Annotated in this window: 31 protein-coding genes; 28 read left to right on the forward strand and 3 right to left on the reverse strand. The window is 68.5% G+C overall.

Annotated features, from left to right (window positions below):
* Nucleotides 1-638: 638 nt before the first annotated feature.
* Complete coding sequence (locus tag ACWCRA_RS03455) at nt 639-938, reverse strand: WhiB family transcriptional regulator (RefSeq protein ID WP_351547894.1); 300 nt, start codon at nt 936-938, stop codon at nt 639-641.
* Between the two features lie 182 nt (nt 939-1,120).
* Between ACWCRA_RS03455 and ACWCRA_RS03460 the strand changes: the two genes are divergently transcribed.
* From ACWCRA_RS03460 to tuf, 6 genes are all read left to right on the forward strand, one after another.
* Complete coding sequence (locus tag ACWCRA_RS03460) at nt 1,121-1,570, forward strand: helix-turn-helix transcriptional regulator (protein WP_351547891.1); 450 nt, start codon at nt 1,121-1,123, stop codon at nt 1,568-1,570.
* Nucleotides 1,571-1,723: 153 nt separating this feature from the next.
* The gene (locus tag ACWCRA_RS03465) at nt 1,724-2,638 is read left to right on the forward strand and encodes a hypothetical protein (protein WP_451066772.1); all 915 of its coding nucleotides are present in this window, start codon (nt 1,724-1,726) and stop codon (nt 2,636-2,638) included.
* Between the two features lie 383 nt (nt 2,639-3,021).
* A complete protein-coding gene (gene rpsL / locus ACWCRA_RS03470; protein ID WP_003948652.1) occupies nt 3,022-3,393 on the forward strand; it encodes a 30S ribosomal protein S12 in 372 nt (123 codons plus the stop codon).
* Between the two features lie 2 nt (nt 3,394-3,395).
* Complete coding sequence (rpsG, locus tag ACWCRA_RS03475) at nt 3,396-3,866, forward strand: 30S ribosomal protein S7 (RefSeq protein WP_351547885.1); 471 nt, start codon at nt 3,396-3,398, stop codon at nt 3,864-3,866.
* Between the two features lie 38 nt (nt 3,867-3,904).
* Nucleotides 3,905-6,031 carry an elongation factor G gene (gene fusA / locus ACWCRA_RS03480; RefSeq protein ID WP_351547882.1) on the forward strand — a complete coding sequence of 709 codons (2,127 nt, stop codon included), beginning with the start codon at nt 3,905-3,907 and terminating at the stop codon, nt 6,029-6,031.
* Between the two features lie 163 nt (nt 6,032-6,194).
* A complete protein-coding gene (gene tuf, locus ACWCRA_RS03485; RefSeq protein WP_190121711.1) occupies nt 6,195-7,388 on the forward strand; it encodes an elongation factor Tu in 1,194 nt (397 codons plus the stop codon).
* Between the two features lie 137 nt (nt 7,389-7,525).
* Here the strand turns inward: tuf and ACWCRA_RS03490 are convergent, their stop codons facing one another.
* Nucleotides 7,526-9,667, reverse strand: coding sequence for a PIG-L family deacetylase (locus tag ACWCRA_RS03490; RefSeq protein WP_451066773.1), 2,142 nt, complete (start codon nt 9,665-9,667; stop codon nt 7,526-7,528).
* Between the two features lie 203 nt (nt 9,668-9,870).
* Nucleotides 9,871-10,326, reverse strand: coding sequence for an ATP-binding protein (locus ACWCRA_RS03495; protein ID WP_451066774.1), 456 nt, complete (start codon nt 10,324-10,326; stop codon nt 9,871-9,873).
* A 158-nt stretch (nt 10,327-10,484) separates the two neighbouring features.
* On the opposite strand from ACWCRA_RS03495, the gene ACWCRA_RS03500 reads away from it, so the two are divergent.
* The 22 genes from ACWCRA_RS03500 (at nt 10,485) to ACWCRA_RS03605 (ending at nt 24,217) form a co-directional block, all read left to right on the forward strand.
* Complete coding sequence (locus tag ACWCRA_RS03500; RefSeq protein ID WP_451066775.1) at nt 10,485-11,348, forward strand: helix-turn-helix domain-containing protein; 864 nt, start codon at nt 10,485-10,487, stop codon at nt 11,346-11,348.
* Nucleotides 11,345-11,617, forward strand: a complete 273-nt coding sequence (locus tag ACWCRA_RS03505) for a DUF397 domain-containing protein (RefSeq protein WP_451066776.1) — start codon at nt 11,345-11,347, stop codon at nt 11,615-11,617. The genes ACWCRA_RS03500 and ACWCRA_RS03505 overlap by 4 nt, the downstream gene beginning before the upstream one ends.
* A 103-nt stretch (nt 11,618-11,720) precedes the next feature.
* Nucleotides 11,721-12,152: a hypothetical protein gene (locus ACWCRA_RS03510; protein ID WP_451066777.1), complete on the forward strand. Its 432-nt coding sequence runs from the start codon at nt 11,721-11,723 to the stop codon at nt 12,150-12,152.
* A gap of 7 nt (nt 12,153-12,159) precedes the next feature.
* A complete protein-coding gene (locus ACWCRA_RS03515; protein WP_451066778.1) occupies nt 12,160-13,986 on the forward strand; it encodes an alpha/beta hydrolase in 1,827 nt (608 codons plus the stop codon).
* A 13-nt stretch (nt 13,987-13,999) separates the two neighbouring features.
* Nucleotides 14,000-14,527 (forward strand): hypothetical protein, encoded by a 528-nt coding sequence (locus tag ACWCRA_RS03520; RefSeq protein ID WP_451066779.1) that lies wholly within the window; start codon nt 14,000-14,002, stop codon nt 14,525-14,527.
* A gap of 135 nt (nt 14,528-14,662) precedes the next feature.
* On the forward strand, nt 14,663-16,315 hold the full coding sequence (locus ACWCRA_RS03525; protein ID WP_451066780.1) for a putative T7SS-secreted protein: 1,653 nt from the start codon (nt 14,663-14,665) through the stop codon (nt 16,313-16,315).
* A complete protein-coding gene (locus ACWCRA_RS03530; protein WP_451066781.1) occupies nt 16,315-16,548 on the forward strand; it encodes a hypothetical protein in 234 nt (77 codons plus the stop codon). Before ACWCRA_RS03525 ends, ACWCRA_RS03530 begins: the two co-directional genes overlap by 1 nt.
* A gap of 860 nt (nt 16,549-17,408) precedes the next feature.
* Entirely contained in the window at nt 17,409-17,717 is a 309-nt protein-coding gene (gene rpsJ / locus ACWCRA_RS03535) for a 30S ribosomal protein S10 (RefSeq protein ID WP_003948644.1), read from the forward strand.
* Nucleotides 17,718-17,731: 14 nt separating this feature from the next.
* Nucleotides 17,732-18,376 (forward strand): 50S ribosomal protein L3, encoded by a 645-nt coding sequence (gene rplC / locus ACWCRA_RS03540; protein ID WP_351547860.1) that lies wholly within the window; start codon nt 17,732-17,734, stop codon nt 18,374-18,376.
* 5 nt (nt 18,377-18,381) lie between these two features.
* Nucleotides 18,382-19,032 (forward strand): 50S ribosomal protein L4, encoded by a 651-nt coding sequence (gene rplD, locus ACWCRA_RS03545; protein ID WP_351547857.1) that lies wholly within the window; start codon nt 18,382-18,384, stop codon nt 19,030-19,032.
* A complete protein-coding gene (rplW, locus tag ACWCRA_RS03550; protein ID WP_351547854.1) occupies nt 19,032-19,352 on the forward strand; it encodes a 50S ribosomal protein L23 in 321 nt (106 codons plus the stop codon). The genes rplD and rplW overlap by 1 nt, the downstream gene beginning before the upstream one ends.
* Nucleotides 19,353-19,389: 37 nt before the next feature.
* On the forward strand, nt 19,390-20,226 hold the full coding sequence (gene rplB, locus ACWCRA_RS03555; protein WP_351547851.1) for a 50S ribosomal protein L2: 837 nt from the start codon (nt 19,390-19,392) through the stop codon (nt 20,224-20,226).
* Between the two features lie 12 nt (nt 20,227-20,238).
* Nucleotides 20,239-20,520, forward strand: coding sequence for a 30S ribosomal protein S19 (rpsS, locus tag ACWCRA_RS03560; RefSeq protein ID WP_030351437.1), 282 nt, complete (start codon nt 20,239-20,241; stop codon nt 20,518-20,520).
* A gap of 42 nt (nt 20,521-20,562) precedes the next feature.
* On the forward strand, nt 20,563-20,910 hold the full coding sequence (gene rplV, locus ACWCRA_RS03565) for a 50S ribosomal protein L22 (RefSeq protein ID WP_351547911.1): 348 nt from the start codon (nt 20,563-20,565) through the stop codon (nt 20,908-20,910).
* Nucleotides 20,910-21,740: a 30S ribosomal protein S3 gene (rpsC, locus tag ACWCRA_RS03570; protein WP_351547847.1), complete on the forward strand. Its 831-nt coding sequence runs from the start codon at nt 20,910-20,912 to the stop codon at nt 21,738-21,740. Before rplV ends, rpsC begins: the two co-directional genes overlap by 1 nt.
* 5 nt (nt 21,741-21,745) lie before the next feature.
* On the forward strand, nt 21,746-22,165 hold the full coding sequence (gene rplP / locus ACWCRA_RS03575; RefSeq protein WP_072485538.1) for a 50S ribosomal protein L16: 420 nt from the start codon (nt 21,746-21,748) through the stop codon (nt 22,163-22,165).
* Nucleotides 22,165-22,389, forward strand: coding sequence for a 50S ribosomal protein L29 (gene rpmC / locus ACWCRA_RS03580; protein WP_153486748.1), 225 nt, complete (start codon nt 22,165-22,167; stop codon nt 22,387-22,389). The genes rplP and rpmC overlap by 1 nt, the downstream gene beginning before the upstream one ends.
* A complete protein-coding gene (gene rpsQ / locus ACWCRA_RS03585; RefSeq protein ID WP_067283945.1) occupies nt 22,389-22,673 on the forward strand; it encodes a 30S ribosomal protein S17 in 285 nt (94 codons plus the stop codon). Before rpmC ends, rpsQ begins: the two co-directional genes overlap by 1 nt.
* 103 nt (nt 22,674-22,776) lie before the next feature.
* On the forward strand, nt 22,777-23,145 hold the full coding sequence (gene rplN / locus ACWCRA_RS03590) for a 50S ribosomal protein L14 (RefSeq protein WP_003956455.1): 369 nt from the start codon (nt 22,777-22,779) through the stop codon (nt 23,143-23,145).
* A 2-nt stretch (nt 23,146-23,147) separates the two neighbouring features.
* Entirely contained in the window at nt 23,148-23,471 is a 324-nt protein-coding gene (gene rplX / locus ACWCRA_RS03595) for a 50S ribosomal protein L24 (protein WP_351547841.1), read from the forward strand.
* On the forward strand, nt 23,471-24,028 hold the full coding sequence (gene rplE / locus ACWCRA_RS03600) for a 50S ribosomal protein L5 (protein WP_323449569.1): 558 nt from the start codon (nt 23,471-23,473) through the stop codon (nt 24,026-24,028). Before rplX ends, rplE begins: the two co-directional genes overlap by 1 nt.
* Nucleotides 24,029-24,031: 3 nt before the next feature.
* A complete protein-coding gene (locus tag ACWCRA_RS03605) occupies nt 24,032-24,217 on the forward strand; it encodes a type Z 30S ribosomal protein S14 (protein ID WP_003956452.1) in 186 nt (61 codons plus the stop codon).
* Nucleotides 24,218-24,414: the final 197 nt, after the last annotated feature.

Below are 24,414 nucleotides of genomic sequence, written 5' to 3' on the forward strand. Positions count from 1 at the left end.
CCGGCGTTTGAGGACGGACCTTGGTCCACGGGTGGCCCGGGCGTACTCAGCCTGTCCGGCGTTTGAGGACGGACCTTGGTCCACGGGTGGCCCGGGCGTACTCAGCCTGTCCGGCGTTTGAGGACGGACCTTGGTCCACGGGTGGCCCGGGCAAACTCAGCCCGTCCGGCGATTGAGGACGGACCCTGGGCCGCAGGTGCCCGCACGGTGCGGGCTGCGGTCGGGGGCCAGCCCCCGAGCCCCCGCGCCTCAATCGCCGGCGGGGCTGGGTTTGCTCGGGTTTCCCGGCGGGGCCGGGTGGGTGCGTCTCGATCGGCGGTGGGGGCGGGTTTGCTCGGGTTTCCCGGCGGGGCCGGGTGGGTGCGTCTCAATTGCCGGTGGGGCTGGGTTTGCTCGGGTTTCCCGGCGGGGCCGGGTGGGTGCGCCTCGATCGGCGGCGGGACCGGGTTTGCTCGGGTTCGCTGGCGGGTCTGGACGGGTGCGCCTCGATCGGCGGCGGGGCGGAAGGTGCTCGGGTTCGCCGGCGGGGCCGGGTTTGCCGGGACCCGGGGTGCGCGAGGGCGCTCGGAGGGCCGTACGCGCCACGCAGGGCCCCGCAGCCGCCCCCGGCGTAGGGCGAATACTCGCCGCGCGGGGGTTTACATCCCGCCGTCCCCGTACGCCCCCACCCCACTAGCGCGCGAGCCCGCAACACCCCCACCCCGCAACCTCACCACCCGCCCATTGCGCCAGAGCCGCCCCGCGCTCACCCCGTCGAAGAAGCTCGCGGCCGGTGCCACGCTCTCCTCGCAGCGCCGGGTCACCGGACACCGTTCGCAGGCCTTCAGCGCAGGTCGGGCCTCCGACTCTCGCCGTGCGAAGACAATGTGCGGGGGCAGTCCCGCACACGCCGCGGCGGCGCGCCAGCCGGCGGACTCCAGGGAATCGGGGAGGGGCATAACGGCAACTCCTGACTCTGCGGGGGTCGTTGCGGTTCCGCACACTGACACGTTGCGCGCGCACGCGCAACCAAAAGAAGGGGCATCTCCGCAGAATCCCCACTGTGCGCGCGCGGAATCACGTAATTCCGTGCGCGCAAGCGCGATAGTCTGAGGTCCGCTTCGGAGGGAGGCGACCACCCGTGACCGCCAATGATCTGGATCAGTTCGCCGCCTGGGTCGAGGAGCTCATCCGTGCCCGCGGCTTCGACATCGACAGCCCGCGGGGTGGCGGCAAGTCGCGGCTCGCCGACGAGGCCGGGGTCCACCGCGCCGCCATCACCCGGCTGCTCCAGCGGCAGAGCATGCCCGACCTGGAGACGACCCGGCGGCTGGCCCATGTCCTCGACGTGCCGGTGCGCGACATGCTCATCCGCTCCGGCCGGCTCACCGAGGACGATCTGCCCCTGCCCCTGGAGGCCGACTCGGCCGCCGGGGCGGCGCCGGCCGCCCCGGGAGGCCGCAGACTCACCCTGGAGGAGGCCGCCGCCGGGCTCGGCATCCCCGATGACCAGCGGGAGATGTTCATCCGGGTCGCCGGCCAGTTCCTGCCCCCGGCCCCGGCCCGCCGCGCCCCCCTCGCCAAGGACTGACCGGGCGGCGGAACGGGCCCCCGCACTCGTTTTCGGCCCCCAGTAAGCTGTCACGGCCTGTACTTCACCTTCACACAGGCCGTACGTACGCCCCCAAGGATCAGAGGTGTTGCCGAGGCCTGCTCTCCGATCGCGTGGGCGGGATGGGCAGCGATGGGACGCGAGCGAGAGATGCGGCGAGAGATACGGATGGCCGAGGGCGACGAGGCACGGCACGGCGCGTCACAGGTCCCTGCCCGTCCCGCCGCGTCCCCGGAGGACCTTCCGGGGCTGCTCGCCCTGCTCGGCCGGCTGCTGGAGGACCGTGCACCCGCCGAGGTCGCGGTGCTGCTGCGGGAGGAGCTGGACCGGCGCGAGATAGCGGCGTACGCCAGTGGGTGGCGGGACGCGGTGGCCGAGTACGGCCCCGCGCTGGAGGAGGCCCGCGCCGCCGCCGCTGCCGCCAGGCCCCTCCGGCTGGTGGGCCGCACCCCCGGTCAGGCGGCGGTCATCCCCTTCCCGCAGGACGAGCGCGGGCGGTACCCGGCGGACGGCGGCGCCGGGGACGACCCGGCCGGCCGGCACCCTCCGGACCCCCGCACGGCCGCCGGCGGCCCGGAGCGCGACCACCCCGCCCGCGACAGCCCCCGGCACCCGCACCCCCGGTCCGACATCAAGGACATGAAGGACGGCATGGACGGCGAGGGCGGCAAGGACAGCGAGGACGCGATACGCGAGGCCCGGCACGACCAGCACGACCAGCACGACCAGCACGATCAGCGGGCCCGGCAGAACCGCGAGAACCGCGAGAACCGCGAGGACCACCAGCACCGCCAGGACCAGGACACCGGAACCCCCACCACCCCGCCCCCCTCCCTCGCCCCCAAGAGCCGCAAGTCCAAGGTCCCCACCATCCCCCGGCTCGACTCCCCCTCCACCCCCGCCGCACGGTCCCGCCGCCCCCGCCGCGAACCCCCCGACGCGCCGGACGCACCGGACGCACACGCCCCACCGGAGGCCCCGGTCCCCCCGGTCCCCCCGGACCCCCCTGCGGCCCCGCCCACCCCGCCCGACGGTGACCCGGCGTAACGGTGTAGCCTTCGCCCTCTCCGGCCCGTGCGGCCCCCGGTGCCGCACCCCCCGGAGCCGCCCGCCCCGGGGCTCCCCTCCCAGGCCCCCCGGCGCCCCGCCCCCCGAACGGGCCCTTCCCCGGGGAACGGCCCCCTCTCCCGTGCGTGGGCATTTGTTTTGACCGCAGCCCATGCGGTAGGTACGCTCTGACCTTGTGCCTGGGGTGTGCCTGGGCTCCTGTGCGTGTCCTCAACCGCACAGCGAGTCCGATCACTGGCCACCGTATTCTGCGCCTTCTCTCGTCGTACGGCGAGAGCCTCGCAGCTTCGACACACCCGACCGCGTGGGTCGGTGGCGTTCCAGGTTAGTTTCACGAACGGCACACAGAAACCGGAGAAGTAGTGCCTACGATCCAGCAGCTGGTCCGGAAGGGCCGGCAGGACAAGGTCGAGAAGAACAAGACGCCCGCACTTGAGGGTTCCCCTCAGCGCCGTGGCGTCTGCACGCGTGTGTTCACGACCACCCCGAAGAAGCCGAACTCGGCCCTGCGCAAGGTCGCGCGTGTGCGTCTGACCTCTGGCATCGAGGTCACGGCCTACATCCCGGGTGAGGGACACAACCTGCAGGAGCACTCGATCGTGCTCGTGCGTGGCGGCCGTGTGAAGGACCTGCCGGGTGTTCGCTACAAGATCATCCGCGGTTCCCTGGACACCCAGGGCGTCAAGAACCGCAAGCAGGCCCGTAGCCGCTACGGCGCCAAGAAGGAGAAGTAAGAATGCCTCGTAAGGGCCCCGCCCCGAAGCGCCCGGTCATCATCGACCCGGTCTACAGCTCTCCTCTTGTCACCTCGCTGATCAACAAGCTTCTGCTTGACGGCAAGCGTTCCACCGCCGAGCGGATCGTCTACGGCGCCATGGAAGGCCTCCGCGAGAAGACCGGCGCCGACCCGGTCATCACGCTGAAGCGCGCGCTGGAGAACGTCAAGCCCTCCCTCGAGGTCAAGTCCCGCCGTGTCGGTGGTGCGACCTACCAGGTGCCGATCGAGGTCAAGCCCGGTCGCGCCGCCACCCTCGCGCTGCGCTGGGTCGTGGGTTACTCCCGCGCCCGCCGCGAGAAGACCATGACCGAGCGCCTCATGAACGAACTGCTCGACGCCTCCAACGGCCTCGGCGCTTCGGTCAAGAAGCGTGAGGACACGCACAAGATGGCCGAGTCCAACAAGGCCTTCGCGCACTACCGCTGGTAGTCGCTTACCCCATCGAGACCGAGAGAAGACTGAGCCATATGGCCACCACTTCGCTTGACCTGGCCAAGGTCCGCAACATTGGGATCATGGCCCACATCGACGCGGGCAAGACGACGACCACCGAGCGCATCCTGTTCTACACCGGTGTGAGCTACAAGATCGGTGAGGTCCACGACGGCGCTGCCACGATGGACTGGATGGAGCAGGAGCAGGAGCGCGGCATCACGATCACGTCCGCCGCGACGACCTGTCACTGGCCGCTCGACGACGTCGATCACACGATCAACATCATCGACACCCCGGGTCACGTCGACTTCACCGTCGAGGTGGAGCGTTCGCTCCGCGTCCTCGACGGAGCCGTCACCGTGTTCGACGGTGTCGCCGGTGTTGAGCCGCAGTCCGAGACCGTCTGGCGTCAGGCGGACCGCTACGGCGTCCCGCGCATCTGCTTCGTCAACAAGCTCGACCGCACCGGTGCCGAGTTCCACCGCTGTGTCGACATGATCAGCGACCGCCTCGGCGCGACGCCGATCGTGATGCAGCTCCCCATCGGCGCCGAGATGGACTTCAAGGGTGTCGTCGACCTCGTCACCATGAAGGCCTTCGTCTGGTCCGCCGAGGCGTCCAAGGGCGAGATGTACGACGTCGTCGACATCCCGGCCACGCACACCGAGGCTGCCGAGGAGTACCGCGGCAAGCTGCTGGAGACCGTCGCCGAGAACGACGAAGAGCTGATGGAGCTGTACCTGGAGGGCGTCGAGCCCACCGAGGAGCAGCTGTACGCGGCGATCCGCCGTATCACCATCGCCTCCGGCAAGTCCGAGGGCGTCACGGTCACCCCCGTCTTCTGCGGCACCGCGTTCAAGAACAAGGGCGTCCAGCCCCTGCTCGACGCGGTCGTGCGCTACCTCCCCTCCCCCCTGGACGTCGAGGCCATCGAGGGCCACGACGTCAAGGACCCGGAGGTCGTGGTCAAGCGCAAGCCGTCGGACGACGAGCCCCTGTCGGCCCTCGCGTTCAAGATCGCGAGCGACCCGCACCTGGGCAAGCTGACCTTCATCCGGATCTACTCCGGGCGCCTGAACTCGGGCACCGCGGTCCTGAACTCCGTGAAGGGCCGCAAGGAGCGCATCGGCAAGATCTACCGTATGCACGCGAACAAGCGTGAGGAGATCGAGTCGGTGGGCGCCGGCGACATCGTCGCCGTCATGGGCCTCAAGCAGACCACCACCGGTGAGACGCTGAGCGACGAGAAGAACCCGGTCATCCTGGAGTCCATGGACTTCCCGGCGCCGGTCATCCAGGTCGCCATCGAGCCCAAGTCCAAGGGCGACCAGGAGAAGCTGGGTGTCGCCATCCAGCGTCTCGCGGAGGAGGACCCCTCCTTCCAGGTGCACACCAACGAGGAGACCGGCCAGACCATCATCGGTGGTATGGGCGAGCTTCACCTCGAGGTGCTGGTCGACCGGATGCGCCGTGAGTTCCGCGTTGAGGCCAACGTGGGCAAGCCGCAGGTCGCGTACCGTGAGACGATCCGCAAGGCCGTCGAGCGCGTGGACTACACCCACAAGAAGCAGACCGGTGGTACCGGTCAGTTCGCGAAGGTGCAGATCGCGATCGAGCCCATCGAGGGCGGCGACTCGGCGTACGAGTTCGTGAACAAGGTCACCGGTGGCCGCATCCCCAAGGAGTACATCCCCTCGGTGGACGCGGGCGCGCAGGAGGCCATGCAGTTCGGCATCCTGGCCGGCTACGAGATGACGGGCGTCCGTCTGACGCTCCTCGACGGTGGCTACCACGAGGTCGACTCCTCCGAGCTCGCCTTCAAGATCGCCGGTTCGCAGGCGTTCAAGGAGGCCGCGCGCAAGGCGAGCCCCGTGCTCCTGGAGCCGATGATGTCGGTCGAGGTGACCACGCCCGAGGACTACATGGGCGATGTCATCGGTGACATCAACTCCCGCCGTGGCCAGATCCAGGCCATGGAGGACCGGGCCGGCGCCAAGGTCGTCAAGGGCCTGGTGCCGCTCTCGGAGATGTTCGGCTACGTCGGAGACCTCCGCAGCAAGACCTCGGGTCGCGCAAGCTACTCGATGCAGTTCGACTCCTACGCCGAGGTTCCGCGGAACGTCGCCGAGGAGATCATCGCGAAGGCCAAGGGCGAGTAACTCACCCGAGTACACGCTTTAGGCTTGTCACCGGAGCCTGCCGCGGACATTCCAGTCGAATACCTACGTATACGGTTGGGGTGTCCCGGGCCCCGGCATTCCAGCAAAGATCACCTGGCGCCGATGAAGCAAGGCGTACAGAACCACTCCACAGGAGGACCCAGTGGCGAAGGCGAAGTTCGAGCGGACTAAGCCGCACGTCAACATCGGCACCATCGGTCACATCGACCACGGTAAGACGACCCTCACGGCCGCCATTACCAAGGTGCTGCATGACGCGTACCCGGACCTGAACGAGGCCTCGGCCTTCGACCAGATCGACAAGGCTCCCGAGGAGCGCCAGCGCGGTATCACGATCTCGATCGCGCACGTCGAGTACCAGACGGAGTCGCGTCACTACGCGCACGTCGACTGCCCGGGTCACGCCGACTACATCAAGAACATGATCACGGGTGCCGCGCAGATGGACGGCGCCATCCTCGTGGTCGCCGCCACCGACGGCCCGATGCCGCAGACCAAGGAGCACGTGCTCCTGGCCCGCCAGGTCGGCGTTCCGTACATCGTTGTCGCGCTGAACAAGGCCGACATGGTGGACGACGAGGAGATCCTGGAGCTCGTCGAGCTCGAGGTCCGTGAGCTCCTCTCCGAGTACGAGTTCCCGGGCGACGACCTGCCGGTCGTCAAGGTCTCGGCGCTCAAGGCGCTCGAGGGCGACAAGGAGTGGGGCCAGTCGGTCCTGAACCTGATGGCCGCCGTCGACGAGTCCATCCCGCAGCCCGAGCGCGACGTGGACAAGCCGTTCCTGATGCCGATCGAGGACGTCTTCACGATCACCGGTCGTGGCACCGTCGTCACCGGCCGTATCGAGCGTGGTGTCCTCAAGGTCAACGAGACCGTCGACATCGTCGGTATCAAGACCGAGAAGACCACCACCACGGTCACCGGCATCGAGATGTTCCGCAAGCTGCTCGACGAGGGCCAGGCCGGTGAGAACGTCGGTCTGCTCCTCCGTGGCATCAAGCGCGAGGACGTCGAGCGCGGCCAGGTCATCATCAAGCCCGGTTCGGTCACGCCGCACACCGAGTTCGAGGCCCAGGCCTACATCCTGTCGAAGGACGAGGGTGGCCGTCACACCCCGTTCTTCAACAACTACCGCCCGCAGTTCTACTTCCGTACCACGGACGTGACCGGCGTGGTGACCCTCCCCGAGGGCACCGAGATGGTCATGCCGGGTGACAACACCGTCATGACGGTGAACCTCATCCAGCCCGTCGCCATGGAAGAGGGCCTGAAGTTCGCCATCCGTGAGGGTGGCCGGACCGTCGGCGCCGGCCAGGTCACCAAGATCCTTGCCTGATTCTCCGGCAGATCCGACCTGGTAGCTCCGTAACAGGGCACCAAGCGAGAGGCCCCGCACCGTACGGTGCGGGGCCTCTTCGCGTTCCGCTTCAGCAGATCTCGCGGACGGGCCCGCCCCGCCCGCCCCGATGACCGTCAGATCTTGCGGGCGGGTCTGACCCGCTCGCCGCGCCGCTCCGGACGCCAGATCCACGGCCGGGCGTCCGCTCCCATCCCGACGGCCGTGGCCCCGTGCGGACCGGCCAGCAGCGCGGGGGAGGCCAGGGCGGGGGCGCCGCCCTCGCGGGCCGGCACCCCGCCCCCGGTGCGCAGCCGGACCCGCCCGTCCTCGCCGAGCGAGAGCAGCGCCGTCGCCCCGCGCGGACCGGCGGCGGCCGACACCGGCCCGTACCCGGGCATTCCGTCCGGCCGTGCGGTCACCTCACCGGACCCCGTCACCGACACGGCGGTGACGGTCGAGGTCGCCGGTGTGCGGTAGTGCAGCCGTACGCCGCCGTCGCGGCCGGGCAGCGCGGCGACGGGCCCGCCGGGCACCGGCCCGATGCCCTCCGGCCGGAAGGACACCTCGCCGCCGGGCACGCTCTGCGCCCAGTGGCGCACGGAGTCCCGGCCCGCGCCGAAGACATGGACCAGGCCCGCGGTGTCGGCCACGGCCGACAGACCGTCCTGGACCGGGGCGCCGCCCAGGTCCCGCCAGGGGCTCCAGCGCCCGCTGACCGCCCGTACCCGGGTGGCCACCTGCCGGTCCGCGGTGCGCACGAAGAGATGGACCCGGCCGTCCGGCGCGGTCACCGCCACCGGGACGCCCATCCGCCGGCTCCGGTCGTCGGTGTGCTCCGGGGTGCCGAGCCCGGTCCAGGGGAGGAACCGGCCGCCCGGAGTGGACTGCTCCAGCAGCACGATCTCCCGCCGGTTGGCCGCGCCCCGGCCGCCGAGCGCGGCGATCCGCAGCCCGAACAGCAGCTGCCGGCCGTCCCTGAGCGCCGCCGCCCCCAGCGCGGGCGCCAGCGGCCCGCCGCCCAGGTCGTCGGGGAGCCCCCACTGCCCGCTGCCGGCCTCGGTCTCCCGCCACCGGACCGCGCGCAGCCCCAGCACTCCGTACGCCGCGAGCCGGTCGCCCGGGTCCACCGAGACGGCCGGCCGGGCCCCGGGGAAGCGGTGGTGGGTGGAGCGCACCCACCCCTTCTTGTTCTGGAGCGGGCGCCCGCCGCCGACGCCGTAGTCGCCGCAGCCGGCGTCGTTGCCGCACTGCCAGGCGGGGTCGCCGCCGTAGGGGACGAGGTGCCCCGCCTTCTCCTGGAGGACCCGGGGAGGGAGGTTCTTCGGCCAGTGCCGGCCGTAGTAGCCCCGGAAGGCATGGGTGACGAAGCCGGGCACCTGGCCGCCGTTCTCGGTGGCCTCCGCGACCCAGCGCACCATCGCGGCCCAGCCGAAGCAGGCGGCGGCGGTGTGGTCGCCGTGGTCGGAGTAGCCGCGCTGCTCGCTGTCCCTGCGGCGGGTGGACTCGTCGCTGAGCTGGATGTCCGGGTCGGGGTCCAGGGTGTGGACGACGGTGGGGCGGTACTGCTGCATCAGCCCGACGAGCACGCCGAGAAGTCCCTCGTAGTCGTACGCCACCGTCTCGCGCACCGGGGAGTCCTGGGCGAGCACGGTGTGGACGCTCAGCGAGCGGTCGTTCCAGAGGCTGGGGAGGGCCGCCCAGCGGCGCCGGGTGTGCTCGGGGAGGTTGAGGAAGATCAGCTCGACCCGGCGGCTGCCCTGGGTGAGGGTGTTGATCTCGGCGACCCGGTCGCCCCGGAGGGTGACGATGCCCTTGCTCCACGGGGTGAACTTGTCGAGCCCGAGCAGGGTCGCGTACGCCTGCCGCAGGCCCTGGTGCCGGGCCGAGGAGTACGCCCGGGTGTCGGCGCGGACCTCGCCGCGCTGCCCCGGGACGCGGTTGACACCGGTGTGCTCGCCGGCCGTGACATAGACGCAGACCAGCGGGACCCCGGCGTCCAGCATCCGCTGGGTGTCCGGGTTCATGAAGTAGAGGTCGTCGTCCGGGTGGGCCAGGATCTGCATCAACTGGGCCCGTCCGGAGGTGGCGATACGCAGCCCGGGCGCGGGGTCGGCGGCCGGGACGGGCCGCTGCGGCTCGGGCACCGAACACCCGCCGACGGCGGTGGCGGTCGCCCCGAGTGCGCCGAGTGCCCCGATGGCACCGAGAACGGCGCGGCGGCGCGGGGTCGGGCGTGCGCCGCCCTCGGGTATTCGGGCAGCGCTGATCGTCTTCACTTGTCTGGGTGCTCCGTCCGCTTTCCCCCGCAGCGGACGTTCTGTCGCTGAGGTGTGAGGGTGCGAACGGGCTGGTCAGACCCGTTCGCGTTCAACTAGACGGATTATCGTCCCGCCGGGTTGCCTCGGTTCGCCCGGGTGCGGGCACCACCCGGTGATAGTGCGGATGGTGCCGCCGGGTGGTGCCGGCGCCTCGGCCGCCCTCAGCCGTGGGGGGCCGGCACGACCGCATTCCGTGCGGCGGGTTCTTCAGGCTGATCCAGTTCGGCCCAGACCCGCTTCCCGGGCGCGGGCCCGGAGGCCACCCCCCACCGGTCGGCGAACGCCTCCACGAGCAGCAGCCCCCGCCCGCCCTCGTCCTCCTCCCCGGCGGCCCGCCGCCCGGGAAAGCTGTCCCCCCGGGTGTCGGTGACCTCGATACGGAGGGTCCGCGCGGTCTCGGTGAGGGTCAGCCGGAAGTCCCGCCCGGCGACCCGCCCGTGGGTGGCGGCGTTGGCGGCCAGCTCGGCGACGATGTGCGCCGCCGCCTCGAAGTCGTGCCCCCAGGACTGGAGCTGCTGCACGGCGAGCAGCCGGGCGAGCCGGGCGCCACGGCGGGTGGAGGAGAGCCGCACGCTGAACTGGCGTGTGGGGACGGTGGTTTGGGTGGTGTGGTTCACATCACTCAGCGTGGCGAGATGTGTGCGGCCTGAATAGTGGCTCGCGGAGTACGCGGGGGTTTTGTCTCGCGCTTGTCTCGTCTTGTCCCGGCTGTCTCGCGTGACGGCCGGGTACGGCGGGCGTTGAACATGGCCAACGCGTCGAAGGTGGGTGCGGCATGGACGATACGACGGACGTGACAAGCGGGGCGGACGAGCCCGGCTGGGACGTCGATCCGCAGGACGAGATCGCGCCGGCGGTGGAGATGGCGGGTGCGCAGCTCAAGGCATGGAGGGAGGTGGCGGAGCTCTCGGTGGCGGAGTTCGGGAGGCTGATCGGTTACAGCCAGGACCTGATCCGCAAGGTCGAGCGGGGGGCGAGGATTCCGCGCCCGGAGTACCTGGACAAGGCGGACCGGATGCTGAAGGCCGGGGGCAGGATCGCGGCGATGAAAAAGGTGATGGCGGAGGCGAGGTACCCGAAGAAGGTCCGGGATCTGGCGAAGATGGAGGAGCAGGCAGTCGAGCTGTCGGCCTACTGCAACCACAACATCCACGGTCTGCTTCAGACGGAGGAGTACGCCCGAGCTCTGTTCGGGATGCGACGGCCGGCACATCTGCAGGACGATGCAGAGCGGGCGGTGGCGGCCAGGATTGACAGGCAGTCGATCTTCGGTCGACGGCCGTCCCCAGAACTGAGCTTTATCCAGGAAGAGGTAACGCTTCGGCGCCCGATCGGGGGCAGAATGGTGAAGCGTCGACAGCTCGAACGCCTGCTGGAGGTGGCCCAGTTGCGGAATGTCGAGATCCAGGTGATGCCGACCAACCGCGAGAACCACGCTGCCATGGGCGGGGAGATCCGTGTCCTGAAGTTCGAGGACGGCACGGCGCTCGGACGCTGCGAAGGGGACTTCCACAGCCGTCCGGTCTCTGATCCGAAACAGCTCCAGATCGTCGAGCTGCGGTATGGCATCATCCGGGGCCAGGCTCTCACGCCTGGGGAGTCGCTGGCCTTCATCGAGCAAGTGCTGGGAGAGACATGACCCGTAAACCCTCTGCCGGGTGCGGTTCCGAGCCGGAGTGGTTCAAGAGCAGTTACAGCGACAGCAGCAACGGCCACGACTGCGTCGAGGTCGCCTGGTTCAAGAGCAGCTACAGCGACAGCAACGAGATCGAGTCCTGCGTCGAGGTAGCGGCCACCCCCTCCTGCGCCACCGTCCACGTCCGCGACTCCAAGAACCTCCAGGGCCCCCAGCTCGGCTTCACCTCCGGAGCCTGGTCCGACTTCATCGCGTACGCCTCCATCAACTGACCTCAACTCCCCTCGCCCCGCACCTGTTTCCGGTTGCGGGGCGCTCTGCTGCGGGCGATAGGGTCCGGAGTCGTCGAGGTGGACCCGGGGAGGAAGAACGCGCATGGCGTGGGACGAGTGGGAGCAGCTCAAGGCGGGTGTGGCCGAGCGTCAGTCCGCCGGGATGCGGCTGAACAGCAGCGGGGGGACGGACCGGCTGAAGTCCAGCAGGCAGGGGTGGTTATCGGCGGGCGAGGGGGTGGGGTCCTTACGCGGAAGGATCGGTACGGCGCTGGGCCGGCTGGAGGACGGACAGGCGGGGCTCGGGGACACGGACGGGTGTCTCAGCGCGGCGGCGCAGAAGGACCTGTACGCCTCCTGGAGGACGTACGCCGAGAACGTGAGCAAGCGGTGCGGAAGCCTCCAGAAGATCATGGAGCGGGTGGGGCACGAGCAGCTCAGGACCGATGAGAGTGTCGAGGCGGGGATCGCCTCGGTGAAGTCGGCGTACGCGGACACGGCGGCCGTCGGCGGCGCCCCGCAGCGGGGCCGGTGACGGGGGAGTGGATCTCAAGACGCTCCAGGCCCTGAAGCCCACGGAGTACGAGGGCGCGGCGGACGGCTACCGCGCGCTGGCGGACATGGCGCAGGCGGCCAAGGACCACCTGGGGAACACCGTCGTCGCCGGGATGCGGAAGTCACTGGAGGGGAACGCGGCGGACGCGGCCCACGCCGAGATCCAGGAGCTGGCCCAGAACTTCCAGTACACGCAGACCGAGTGCGGTGTGATCAGTACGGCTCTGAACGGCTTCGCCTTCGACATGGCGGCGGCCAAGCGGAAGCTGGAAGCGGCCATCGCCGATGCCCGGGCCGACCGGATGACGGTGAACCCGGACGGGACGGTGACGTACCCACCGGGCCCGGACAAGGTGGACGGCGCCATCCCCGACGGCGGTATGACCGGCGGCTACAGCTCCCCCCAGGCCCAGGCGGTCGGCCGCCAGGCGGCGGGCCTGAACCCGAATCCGTACGCGCTCCGTGCGCAGGCGATAGCGGACCGCGTGTCCACCGCGCTGGCGGAGGCGACGGCCGCCGACGAGAAGTGGGCCCCGAAGCTGCGCGCCCTGAAGGCGGACGACGACCTCACGGTCTCGGCCGCCGACTGGTCGGACACCGCCTCCGACACGGCCGGCGCCCGCGAGGCGGCCACCCCGTACCTCGCCACGATCGACGGCCCGCCCAAGGAGGCGTCGCCGGCCCAGAACGCCGAGTGGTGGAAGGGCCTCACCGAGGAGGAGCGCGCCGCCCAGCTCACGATGAACCCGGCGAGCGTCGGTGCGATGAACGGCCTCCCGGCGGACATCCGCGACGAGGCGAACCGTGTGGTCCTGAACGAACAGCGTGGCGAGACCCGGCTTGAGCTGGCGGCCTGGGCGAAGAAGGAGCCGCAGCAGTACCAGCCGTACATCAGCCCGGTCACGGGCCGGGTGGTCGGGGGAGCGATGGTCCAGACCGAGGAGTGGGAGGCGTGGAACAAGCAGCGGGAGCGTCTTCAGGGCCGGCTGGACGGGATGGAGGTGATCCAGGAGCGGTTCGACAGGACCGGGGAGAGGGGCCTGCCGCCGGCGTATCTGATCGGCTTCGACTCGGATGCGAACAAGGGGGACGGCCGGGTCATCCTGGCCAATGGCAATCCCGACACCGCCGACCATACGGCGGTGTATGTGCCTGGTACGGGCACGAAACTGAGCGACATCGAGGGAGACCTCGGTCGCAGCGAGACTCTGTGGGCCGAGAGCGACGGCGTCGCACAGGGCTCCACGGTGTCCACCGTCGCCTGGTTCGACTACGACGCGCCGCGCTCGGCCACGCCGGGAGAGAAGGGGGACATCTTCCCGGAGGCGATGTTCGACCGGCGCGCCATTGAAGGGGGACCTGCGTTGCGGGACTTTCTTGACGGTGGCCGGGCAGCGCATACGGCGGCCACCGGAGACGCCGGACACACTACGGCTATCGGCCACAGCTACGGCAGCACTCTCATCGGCGAGGCGGCGAAGGCAGGCGGCTGGCCGGATGGCCCGCTAGCGGTCGACGACGTTCTTGTGGCGGGAAGCCCGGGTATGCAGGCCGACAACTCGGCGGACCTCGGTGTCAAGCCGGGGCACATGTGGGCCATGAGCGGCGATGGCAACGACCTGTGGGTCCGGGTTGGAGGGCGAGCTGCCGGGCTCGGGGACAACTGGACCATCCCCACCGATCAGGCGTTCGGGTCGAACGTCCTGGAGTCGGACGCCAAAGACCACAGTGATTTCTGGAGAGAGAACTCCCTCAGCCTGAGCCAGCAGGCATGGGTCATCACTGGTCAATACGAATGGACGAAGAGTGAGTAAGAGGTATCGATCCGTGCTCGTCGCGCTCGCGGCGGGCCTGCTCGTAGGAGGGTGCTCGCAGGTGAACGCGGATGGCGACGGTGGTGGAAATCGGGACCCGAAGACGGTACCCGTGCGTGTCGAGGCGGAGGTGGAAAAGCGGGTAGCCATGGCATCCAGCCAGATTCTCGACATCATCGCCCTGAAGGAGAAGGCCAAAGCCAAAGACTCGATGCCCTTCCCTCTTGAGTGCTCCGGCTACTCGAAGGAGTCCAAGGTGCAGCGGGTTCGTCATACCTGGAGTGTGTGGGGGGCCGCAGACACCGACCTACGGGCTGCGATGGACCGGCTGCGGGAGCGCCTCCCCACGAGCAGTTGGAAGATTGTCAAGGACGGTCTGGACGACAGCCGGGTGAAGGCCCCACAGGTTGTTGCGGAATCGGCCGACGGCCAGGTAGCCGCTGACCTCCGGCTGCACCTCGTGACCCCCGGCAAGGAGTACGAGTCCGCGATCGTTGTCACCGTCTCCACGAAGTGCTTCCGCCCCAAGGAACCCGCCTGACCGCCTGGCTTCGCGCATGGCTGTCACACGGCCGTGCACGGGCGGCCGTGCCCGCGCCTACTTGGCTGCGTACTGACTTCCCGCGGTGGCAGCATGGTTGGCGGCCGGGCAATTCAGTGCTGACGGGGGTTGGTTGTGGGGCTTGGTGACGCGTTCAAGGATCTCGCCGGTGATGTCTATGACGGGGTGCGGGGCGGGATCGAGAAGGGCGGGGAGCTGGTCGGTGAGGGGATCGACTACGCCACTGACCAGGCCGGGGCGGTGCTGGAGAAGGTCGGGGCGGAGGACTGGGCCGATGCGGTGGAGGACTGGGGGGACGAGACCGCGTCGTCGCTCGGGGCGGATGTCGATGAGCAGCAGTTGGGGCAGACGACCGAGGCGAATGAGCTGATCCACGGGAATCCGGTGAGGATCGGGTCGGCGGCGGGGAATCTGCGGGATTTCCAGCGGGCGTTCGACGCGGTCGGTACGGGGATGCGGCGGCTGGACTCGGGGAGCTGGAGGGGCGAGGGCGCGGACGCGTTCCGGGAGAGGTTCGCCCCGCTGCCGGGGGAGTGGGTGCGGGCGGCGGATTCGTTCGAGGGTGCGGCGAAAGCGCTGGAGGCGTTCGCGGGGACGGTGACCTGGGCGCAGGAGCGGGCGCGGGAGGCGGTCGCGCTGTACCGGCGGGGTGAGGAGGCGTCGAGGGACGCGGTGGCGGCGTACAACGGGCGGGTCGATGCGTACAACGCGGCGCGGGGGGAGCCGAATCCGCCGGCCCGGCCGGAGCCGTTCTCCGATCCGGGGAAGGGGGTGCGGGACCGGGCGAGGCAGGTCCTGAGGGAGGCGCGGCGCCAGCGGGACGACGCGGCGCGGACCGCGCGGGGGGCGCTGACGGCGGCTCTGGCGGATGCTCCGGAGGAGCCCGGGGGGTGGGAGCGGCTGAGGGTCGACGGTATGGACCATGTGGTGGCGCGGGGCACGGAGCTGCTGCATGTGGCGGGCGGGGTGGTGAAGGGCACGGCGGGGCTGGTCAGTTTTGTGCGGGGGGTGAATCCGCTGGACCCGTACAACCTGGCCCATCCGGCGGAGTACTACCGGAAGGTGAACACGACCCTGGCGGGTCTGGCGTCCACGGCGGCGAATCCGGACCGGGCGCTGAGGAACGCGTGGGACGCGGCGAAGGGTGACCCGAGCGAGTTCCTGGGCCGGCTGATCCCGGAGATCGTCGGCGCGAAGGGCGCGGGGCTGGTCAAGGGGGCCGTGAGGGCGGGGACACGCGGGTACCGGGATCAACCGTCGCCTCTGCCGCCTCTGCCTGATGAGTGGGTTACGGGCGCTCGACGGCGCCCCCGTGATCTCCTGGACGACCCCCTTCAGACCCGCTGGGCCGAGGCAGCCTATGCGAATTTTCTTGAGAACCCCCGCGATATAGATTCGATTAGTGAGTTCACGAGTCATGTCGAGAGGGATAATGGCTCGACAGGCTTCTCTCGCGATGAAATTTCCTCGGTGAAAAGACATGTTTTCGAAACGGAGCACCCTATAATTGACTCCGAGACGGGGGAAGTTCATGTGCGAAAATTTGACGCGGATGCCGAGATCGCTGATGCGTGGATTCGCCTGAGATCAGGGAGGGCGGTTCCGGAGGATTACGTGCTCTTGGAGCATGAGCTGGCTGAGCTCAGCTACCTTCGTGATCGCCCGGGCAGCACGTATCAAGAGGCCCATGCGTACGCTAATACTAAATATCATTGGGACTCCCTGGTTCCGCTGTATGTGAGAGAAGATTGGGAAGGTGAATGGTAGTGGCTTCACTGGTTTATTTCCGTAAGGTCGCTGAGACCGCGGAGGAGGTCGAGTATCTCTTCGGATTCGATCACGCCGAGAACCCTCGCCGACTGGTGATGAACAAGGCCACCCGCAGATCTCTCCCGATCGACGAGCGGATCGACTATGAATTCGTCAAGACCTCGCGGAAGATCAACTCGCTCTACGGCGAGACGGACGAGTGGCCCGAGCGAGGGATGAGCGCCAGCTGAGGACCCCGGGCCCGCCGAACGCTTCGGGCCGGCACCGCTGTCCGGTCACCGAGTGAGGCCAGTGCGGGAAAGGCGTCAGGGTCTCCGCGTCCTCGCCGGCCCCCAAGCGGCTCGGGGCGAAGCGGTACCCCTTCAGCTCGTTCGGGCTCTCGTGGTCCGTGCGCGCGGCGGCGGCCCGGCGCCGGGCCTCGTTCCCGTGGGTGATGCTCCGCCCGTGGAGCTTCCGCCGCCGGCCGTCGGGCGCGGGGTGGCGCCGGACGGCCGCACGGGTCGGGAGCATCGCCGGGTGACCGCACCCGGCCCTGGCGGGCGGCCGGGTGCAGGCGATCGAGGTGCACGTGGACGACCTCGCGGGTGGTCGTGCCCGGGTGTATCTGGCCGGCTACTGAAGGCGCCGGGGGTCCGGGCGGGGGTCCGGCGCCCGGGGTGCTCGGGCGGGCCGGGGCGCTCGCCGCTTCACCCAGCCCCACCTGGGGTACTCTCTTCGCCCCGATTGGCCAGGCCCCGCCCCCGTATGGCAGACTGTCGGGGTTGCTCGGTTGAGTGCCGATGCTGCGCGCCTCCCGCCGGGAGGACCGGAAGCGAGTCCCACAGTACTCGTCGCCCCATCTGCCCCCGGGCAGCGCTGGAGCGGACGTACGGGAATCTTTCGGGAAGTGTCAGCGGGGTACCGGCCAGGCACTCGGTGGGAGCTCTTCCCCCGATGCGCGGGCCAGGCCCGCACCCCCTTGGTTGGGAAATCCTTCGGGATTCTTCCGTAGAGGGAGTGCGACACGCCCGACCGCGTGGGTCGGAGAAGAGATCGTCACTCACCGAGTTCCAGAGCGTTTTCCCCAGACAGACAGGACTACGAAGTAGCCATGGCGGGACAGAAGATCCGCATCCGGCTCAAGGCCTACGACCACGAGGTCATCGACTCTTCGGCGAAGAAGATCGTCGAGACGGTGACGCGTACTGGTGCGTCGGTCGCAGGCCCGGTGCCGCTGCCCACTGAGAAGAACGTGTACTGCGTCATCAAGTCGCCGCACAAGTACAAGGACTCGCGCGAGCACTTCGAGATGCGCACGCACAAGCGCCTGATCGACATCCTCGACCCGACGCCCAAGACCGTTGACTCGCTGATGCGCCTGGACCTTCCGGCCGGCGTTGACATCGAGATCAAGCTCTGAGAGGCACGGAAGAGATGGCAAAGCAGATCAAGGGCGTCCTGGGCGAGAAGCTCGGCATGACCCAGGTCTGGGACGAGAACAACCGTGTCGTCCCGGTCACTGTCGTCAAGGCCGGGCCCTGCGTCGTTACCCAGGTCCGTACGAATGACTCCGACGGCTACGAGTCGGTCCAGATCGCCTTCGGCGAGATCGACCCTCGCAAGGTGAACAAGCCCCTCAAGGGTCACTTCGCCAAGGCCGACGTGACCCCCCGCCGCCACCTGGTGGAGCTCCGCACCTCCGACGCCAGCGAGTACACGCTCGGCCAGGAGATCACTGCCGAGGTGTTCGAGTCCGGCGTCAAGGTTGACGTCACGGGCAAGAGCAAGGGCAAGGGCTTCGCCGGTGTCATGAAGCGTCACAACTTCAAGGGCCTCGGCGCCGGTCACGGCACCCAGCGCAAGCACCGCTCTCCCGGCTCCATCGGTGGCTGTGCCACCCCGGGCCGCGTGTTCAAGGGCCTCCGCATGGCGGGCCGCATGGGCAACGAGCGGGTCACCACCCAGAACCTGACCGTTCACGCTGTTGACGCGGAGAAGGGCCTGCTCCTGATCAAGGGTGCGGTTCCTGGCCCCAACGGCGGCCTGGTCCTGGTCCGCACTGCGGCCAAGGGGGCCTGAGGACTATGAGCACCATTGACATTCTGTCGCCCGCGGGCGACAAGACCGGGACCCTTGAGCTCCCGGCCGAGATCTTCGACGCCAAGGTCAGCATCCCGCTGATCCACCAGGTCGTCGTCGCGCAGCTGGCCGCCGCCCGTCAGGGCACGCACAAGGTCAAGCGTCGTGGCGAGGTCCGCGGTGGTGGCAAGAAGCCTTACCGCCAGAAGGGCACCGGCCGCGCCCGTCAGGGTTCGACCCGCGCTCCGCAGTTCGCCGGCGGTGGCGTCGTGCACGGCCCCACGCCGCGCGACTACTCGCAGCGGACCCCGAAGAAGATGAAGGCCGCCGCCCTGCGCGGTGCCCTCACCGACCGGGCACGCAACTCGCGCATCCACGTCGTCACCGGCGTGCTTGAGGGTGGCGTCTCCACCAAGTCCGTCCGGACGCTGATCGGCAAGATCTCGGAGCGCAAGAACACGCTCCTGATCGTCGAGCGCTCCGACGAGGCCGCGTGGCTGTCCGCCCGCAACCTGCCCCAGGTGCACATCCTGGAGCCGGGCCAGCTGAACACGTACGACGTGATCCGCTCCGAGGACGTGGTCTTCACCCAGGCCGCCTTCGAGACCTTCGTGTCTGGCCCCCAGGCCAACGAGACCGAAGGGAGCGACGCCTGATGGCTGAGGCAACCGTCACCAGCAAGACCTTCACGGACCCGCACGACATCCTCGTCAAGCCGGTTGTTTCCGAGAAGAGCTACGCGCTGCTCGACGAGAACAAGTACACGTTCGTCGTCGACCCGCGTGCCAACAAGACTCAGATCAAGCAGGCCATTGAAACGGTCTTCTCGGTCAAGGTCACCGGGGTCAACACGATCAACCGGCAGGGCAAGCGCAAGCGCACCCGCACCGGTTTCGGCAAGCGCGCCAACACCAAGCGCGCCATCGTGACCCTTGCCGAGGGCAACCGTATCGACATCTTCGGCCAGGTCTCCTAACGGAGACCTCGGTCCGATATCGGACGAGGACTGAGAAATGGGTATCCGCAAGTACAAGCCGACGACTCCGGGCCGTCGTGGCTCCAGCGTCGCCGACTTCGTCGAGATCACGCGGTCCACGCCGGAGAAGTCGCTGGTCCGCCCTCTGCACAGCAAGGGTGGCCGTAACAACACCGGTCGTGTGACCGTCCGTCACCAGGGCGGTGGCCACAAGCGCGCCTACCGAGTGATCGACTTCCGTCGTCACGACAAGGACGGCGTGCCGGCGAAGGTCGCTCACATCGAGTACGACCCCAACCGCACCGCGCGCATCGCGCTCCTGCACTACGCGGACGGCGAGAAGCGCTACATCATCGCCCCGCGTGGCCTGTCGCAGGGCGACCGTGTCGAGAACGGCCCGGCCGCCGACATCAAGCCCGGCAACAACCTGGCGCTGCGCAACATCCCGGTCGGTACGACCATCCACGCCATCGAGCTGCGGCCCGGCGGCGGCGCGAAGTTCGCCCGCTCCGCGGGTGCCTCCGTGCAGCTGCTGGCGAAGGAGGGGGCCATGGCCCACCTCCGCATGCCGTCCGGCGAGATCCGTCTGGTCGACGTCCGCTGCCGCGCCACCATCGGCGAGGTCGGCAACGCCGAGCAGTCGAACATCAACTGGGGCAAGGCCGGCCGCCTGCGCTGGAAGGGCGTCCGCCCGACCGTCCGCGGTGTCGCGATGAACCCGGTTGACCACCCGCACGGTGGTGGTGAGGGCAAGACCTCCGGTGGTCGCCACCCGGTCAGCCCGTGGGGTCAGAAGGAGGGTCGTACTCGTTCTCCCAAGAAGGCGAGCAACAAGTACATCGTCCGCCGCCGCAAGACGAACAAGAAGCGCTAGGAGCGGGTTTAGATGCCGCGCAGTCTCAAGAAGGGGCCCTTCGTCGACGACCACCTGATCAAGAAGGTGGACGTACAGAACGAAGCAGGCACCAAGAACGTCATCAAGACCTGGTCCCGTCGCTCGATGATCGTCCCGGCCATGCTGGGCCACACGATCGCGGTGCACAACGGCAAGATCCACGTCCCGGTGTTCGTCACCGAGTCGATGGTCGGCCACAAGCTCGGCGAGTTCTCGCCGACGCGCACCTTCCGCGGCCACGTCAAGGACGACCGGAAGTCGAAGCGCCGCTAAGGCGGGGTGTGACCGATCATGACAGACACTGAAGGGACAACCATGGAAGCCAGGGCCCAGGCGCGGTACATCCGCGTCACGCCCATGAAGGCCCGCCGCGTGGTGGACCTCATCCGTGGCATGGATGCCACGGAGGCTCAGGCGGTCCTGCGTTTCGCCCCGCAGGCCGCGAGCGTGCCGGTGGGCAAGGTGCTGGACAGCGCCATTGCCAACGCCGCGCACAACTACGACCACAGTGACGCCAATTCGCTGTTCATCAGCGAGGCGTATGTGGATGAGGGTCCGACCCTGAAGCGGTTCCGGCCGCGTGCCCAGGGTCGCGCCTACCGCATCCGCAAGCGGACCAGCCACATCACCGTGGTCGTGAGCAGCAAGGAAGGAACCCGGTAATGGGCCAGAAGGTTAACCCGCATGGGTTCCGGCTCGGTATCACCACGGACTTCAAGTCCCGCTGGTACGCCGACAAGCTGTACAAGGACTACGTCAAGGAAGACGTCGCCATCCGCAGGATGCTGACGTCCGGCATGGAGCGCGCCGGCATCTCGAAGGTGGAGATCGAGCGCACCCGTGACCGTGTCCGTGTGGACATCCACACCGCTCGTCCGGGCATTGTCATCGGTCGCCGCGGCGCCGAGGCCGACAAGATCCGCGGCAAGCTGGAGAAGCTGACCGGCAAGCAGGTCCAGCTGAACATCCTCGAGGTCAAGAACCCCGAGGTGGACGCTCAGCTGGTGGCCCAGGCCGTCGCCGAGCAGCTCTCCTCCCGTGTCTCCTTCCGCCGTGCCATGCGCAAGAGCATGCAGTCGGCGATGAAGGCGGGCGCCAAGGGCATCAAGATCCAGTGCGGTGGCCGTCTCGGCGGCGCCGAGATGTCCCGCTCGGAGTTCTACCGCGAGGGCCGTGTGCCGCTGCACACGCTCCGCGCGAACGTCGAGTACGGCTTCTTCGAGGCCAAGACGACCTTCGGCCGTATCGGTGTGAAGGTCTGGATCTACAAGGGCGACGTCAAGAACATCGCCGAGGTCCGCGCCGAGAACGCCGCTGCCCGCGCCGGCAACCGTCCGGCCCGTGGTGGTTCCGACCGCCCGGCCGGCCGTGGTGGCCGCGGTGGCGAGCGTGGCGGTCGCGGTCGTAAGCCGCAGCAGAACGCCGGAGCCGAGGCCCCCAAGGCCGACGCCCCCGCCGCTGCTCCGGCTGAGAGCACCGGAACGGAGGCCTGACCGAAATGCTGATCCCCCGTAGGGTCAAGCACCGCAAGCAGCACCACCCCAAGCGCAGCGGTATGTCCAAGGGTGGTACGCAGGTTGCGTTCGGCGAGTACGGCATTCAGGCCCTCACTCCGGCGTACGTGACCAACCGCCAGATCGAGGCGGCCCGTATCGCGATGACCCGCCACATCAAGCGTGGCGGCAAGGTCTGGATCAACATCTACCCGGACCGCCCGCTGACCAAGAAGCCCGCCGAGACCCGCATGGGTTCCGGTAAGGGTTCCCCTGAGTGGTGGATCGCGAACGTCAAGCCCGGTCGGGTGATGTTCGAGCTGTCCTACCCGAACGAGAAGATTGCTCGTGAGGCGCTCACCCGCGCTGCTCACAAGCTTCCGATGAAGTGCCGCATCGTTCGGCGCGAGGCAGGTGAGGCGTGATGTCGGCCGGAACCAAGGCGTCCGAGCTGCGCGAGCTGGGCGGAGAGGAGCTTGTCAACAAGCTCCGCGAGGCCAAGGAAGAGCTGTTCAACCTCCGCTTCCAGGCGGCGACCGGGCAGCTCGAGAACCACGGCCGGCTGAAGGCCGTCCGCAAGGACATCGCCCGGATCTACACCCTGATGCGTGAGCGCGAGCTCGGCATCGAGACGGTGGAGAGCGCCTGATGAGCGAGAGCAACGTGACTGAAGAGAAGACCGCGCGCGGTTTCCGCAAGACCCGTGAGGGTCTGGTCGTCAGCGACAAGATGGACAAGACCGTCGTCGTCGCCGTTGAGGACCGTGTGAAGCACGCGCTGTACGGCAAGGTCATCCGCCGTACGAACAAGCTCAAGGCCCACGACGAGCAGAACGCTGCGGGCGTCGGCGACCGTGTCCTCCTCATGGAGACCCGGCCGCTGTCCGCGACGAAGCGCTGGCGCGTCGTCGAGATCCTTGAGAAGGCCAAGTAATTACCTGAGGGGTTTTCCTCAGGTCAGTTCCGCCAGGCTCGGCGAGGGGCTCCGCTAATCCGGACCCCTCGCCGGGAACCGGCAGACAAATCAGGAGATAGACGTGATCCAGCAGGAGTCGCGACTGCGTGTCGCCGACAACACTGGTGCCAAGGAGATCCTTTGCATCCGTGTTCTCGGTGGTTCCGGTCGCCGCTACGCGGGCATCGGTGACGTCATTGTCGCCACCGTCAAGGACGCGATCCCCGGTGGCAACGTGAAGAAGGGTGACGTCGTCAAGGCGGTCATCGTTCGCACCGTCAAGGAGCGCCGCCGCCAGGACGGCTCGTACATCCGCTTCGACGAGAACGCCGCCGTCATTCTGAAGAACGACGGCGACCCTCGCGGCACCCGTATCTTCGGCCCGGTCGGCCGTGAGCTGCGCGAGAAGAAGTTCATGAAGATCATCTCGCTCGCGCCGGAGGTGCTGTAAGCATGAAGATCAAGAAGGGCGACCTGGTCCAGGTCATCACCGGTAAGGACAAGGGCAAGCAGGGCAAGGTCATTCAGGCCATGCCCCGCGAGGACCGTGTCCTGGTCGAGGGTGTCAACCGGGTCAAGAAGCACACCAAGGCCGGTCAGACCGCTCGCGGTTCCCAGACCGGTGGGATCATCACCACCGAGGCCCCCATCCACGTGAGCAATGTTCAGCTCGTCGTGGAGAAGGACGGCAACAAGGTCGTGACCCGTGTCGGTTACCGCTTCGACGAAGAGGGCAACAAGATCCGCGTTGCCAAGCGGACGGGTGAGGACATCTGATGGCTACCACCACCACTCCGCGTCTCAAGACGAAGTACCGCGAGGAGATCAAGGGCAAGCTGCTTGAGGAGTTCTCGTACGAGAACGTCATGCAGGTTCCCGGCCTCGTCAAGATCGTGGTCAACATGGGTGTGGGCGACGCCGCCCGCGACTCCAAGCTGATCGACGGTGCCATCAAGGACCTCACCACGATCACCGGTCAGAAGCCGGCCGTCACCAAGGCCCGCAAGTCCATCGCGCAGTTCAAGCTGCGTGAGGGTCAGCCGATCGGTGCCCACGTCACGCTCCGTGGCGACCGCATGTGGGAGTTCCTGGACCGCACCCTGTCGCTCGCGCTTCCGCGCATCCGCGACTTCCGTGGTCTGTCCCCCAAGCAGTTCGACGGCCGTGGCAACTACACCTTCGGTCTCACGGAGCAGGTCATGTTCCACGAGATCGACCAGGACAAGATCGACCGCGTCCGGGGTATGGACATCACCGTGGTCACCACGGCGACCAACGACGCCGAGGGCCGCGCGCTCCTCCGTCACCTCGGCTTCCCGTTCAAGGAGGCGTGAGCCGTGGCGAAGAAGGCTCTCATTGCCAAGGCCGCCCGCAAGCCCAAGTTCGGCGTGCGTGCGTACACGCGCTGCCAGCGTTGCGGTCGTCCCCATTCCGTGTACCGCAAGTTCGGCCTCTGCCGTGTGTGCCTTCGTGAGATGGCGCACCGCGGCGAGCTGCCGGGCGTGACCAAGAGCTCCTGGTAATCCCCTAACAGGGAAGCAGGAGTCTCTCGGTAAGCAGAGGGCTGGCGGAAGCCCCGCACTTCATGCCGTAGGCTTGGAGGGTTGGGCGTCCGCCGCCCGTACGACTTACTACGCCGTAGGTCCCCGCGCCGCACCCGTCCCGCCCCTGTGTGGGGAGAGGGATGGCGCATACAGGAAACCCCGGCGAGAGAGGCCGA

It is taken from the genome of Streptomyces sp. NPDC001889, assembly GCF_053594535.1.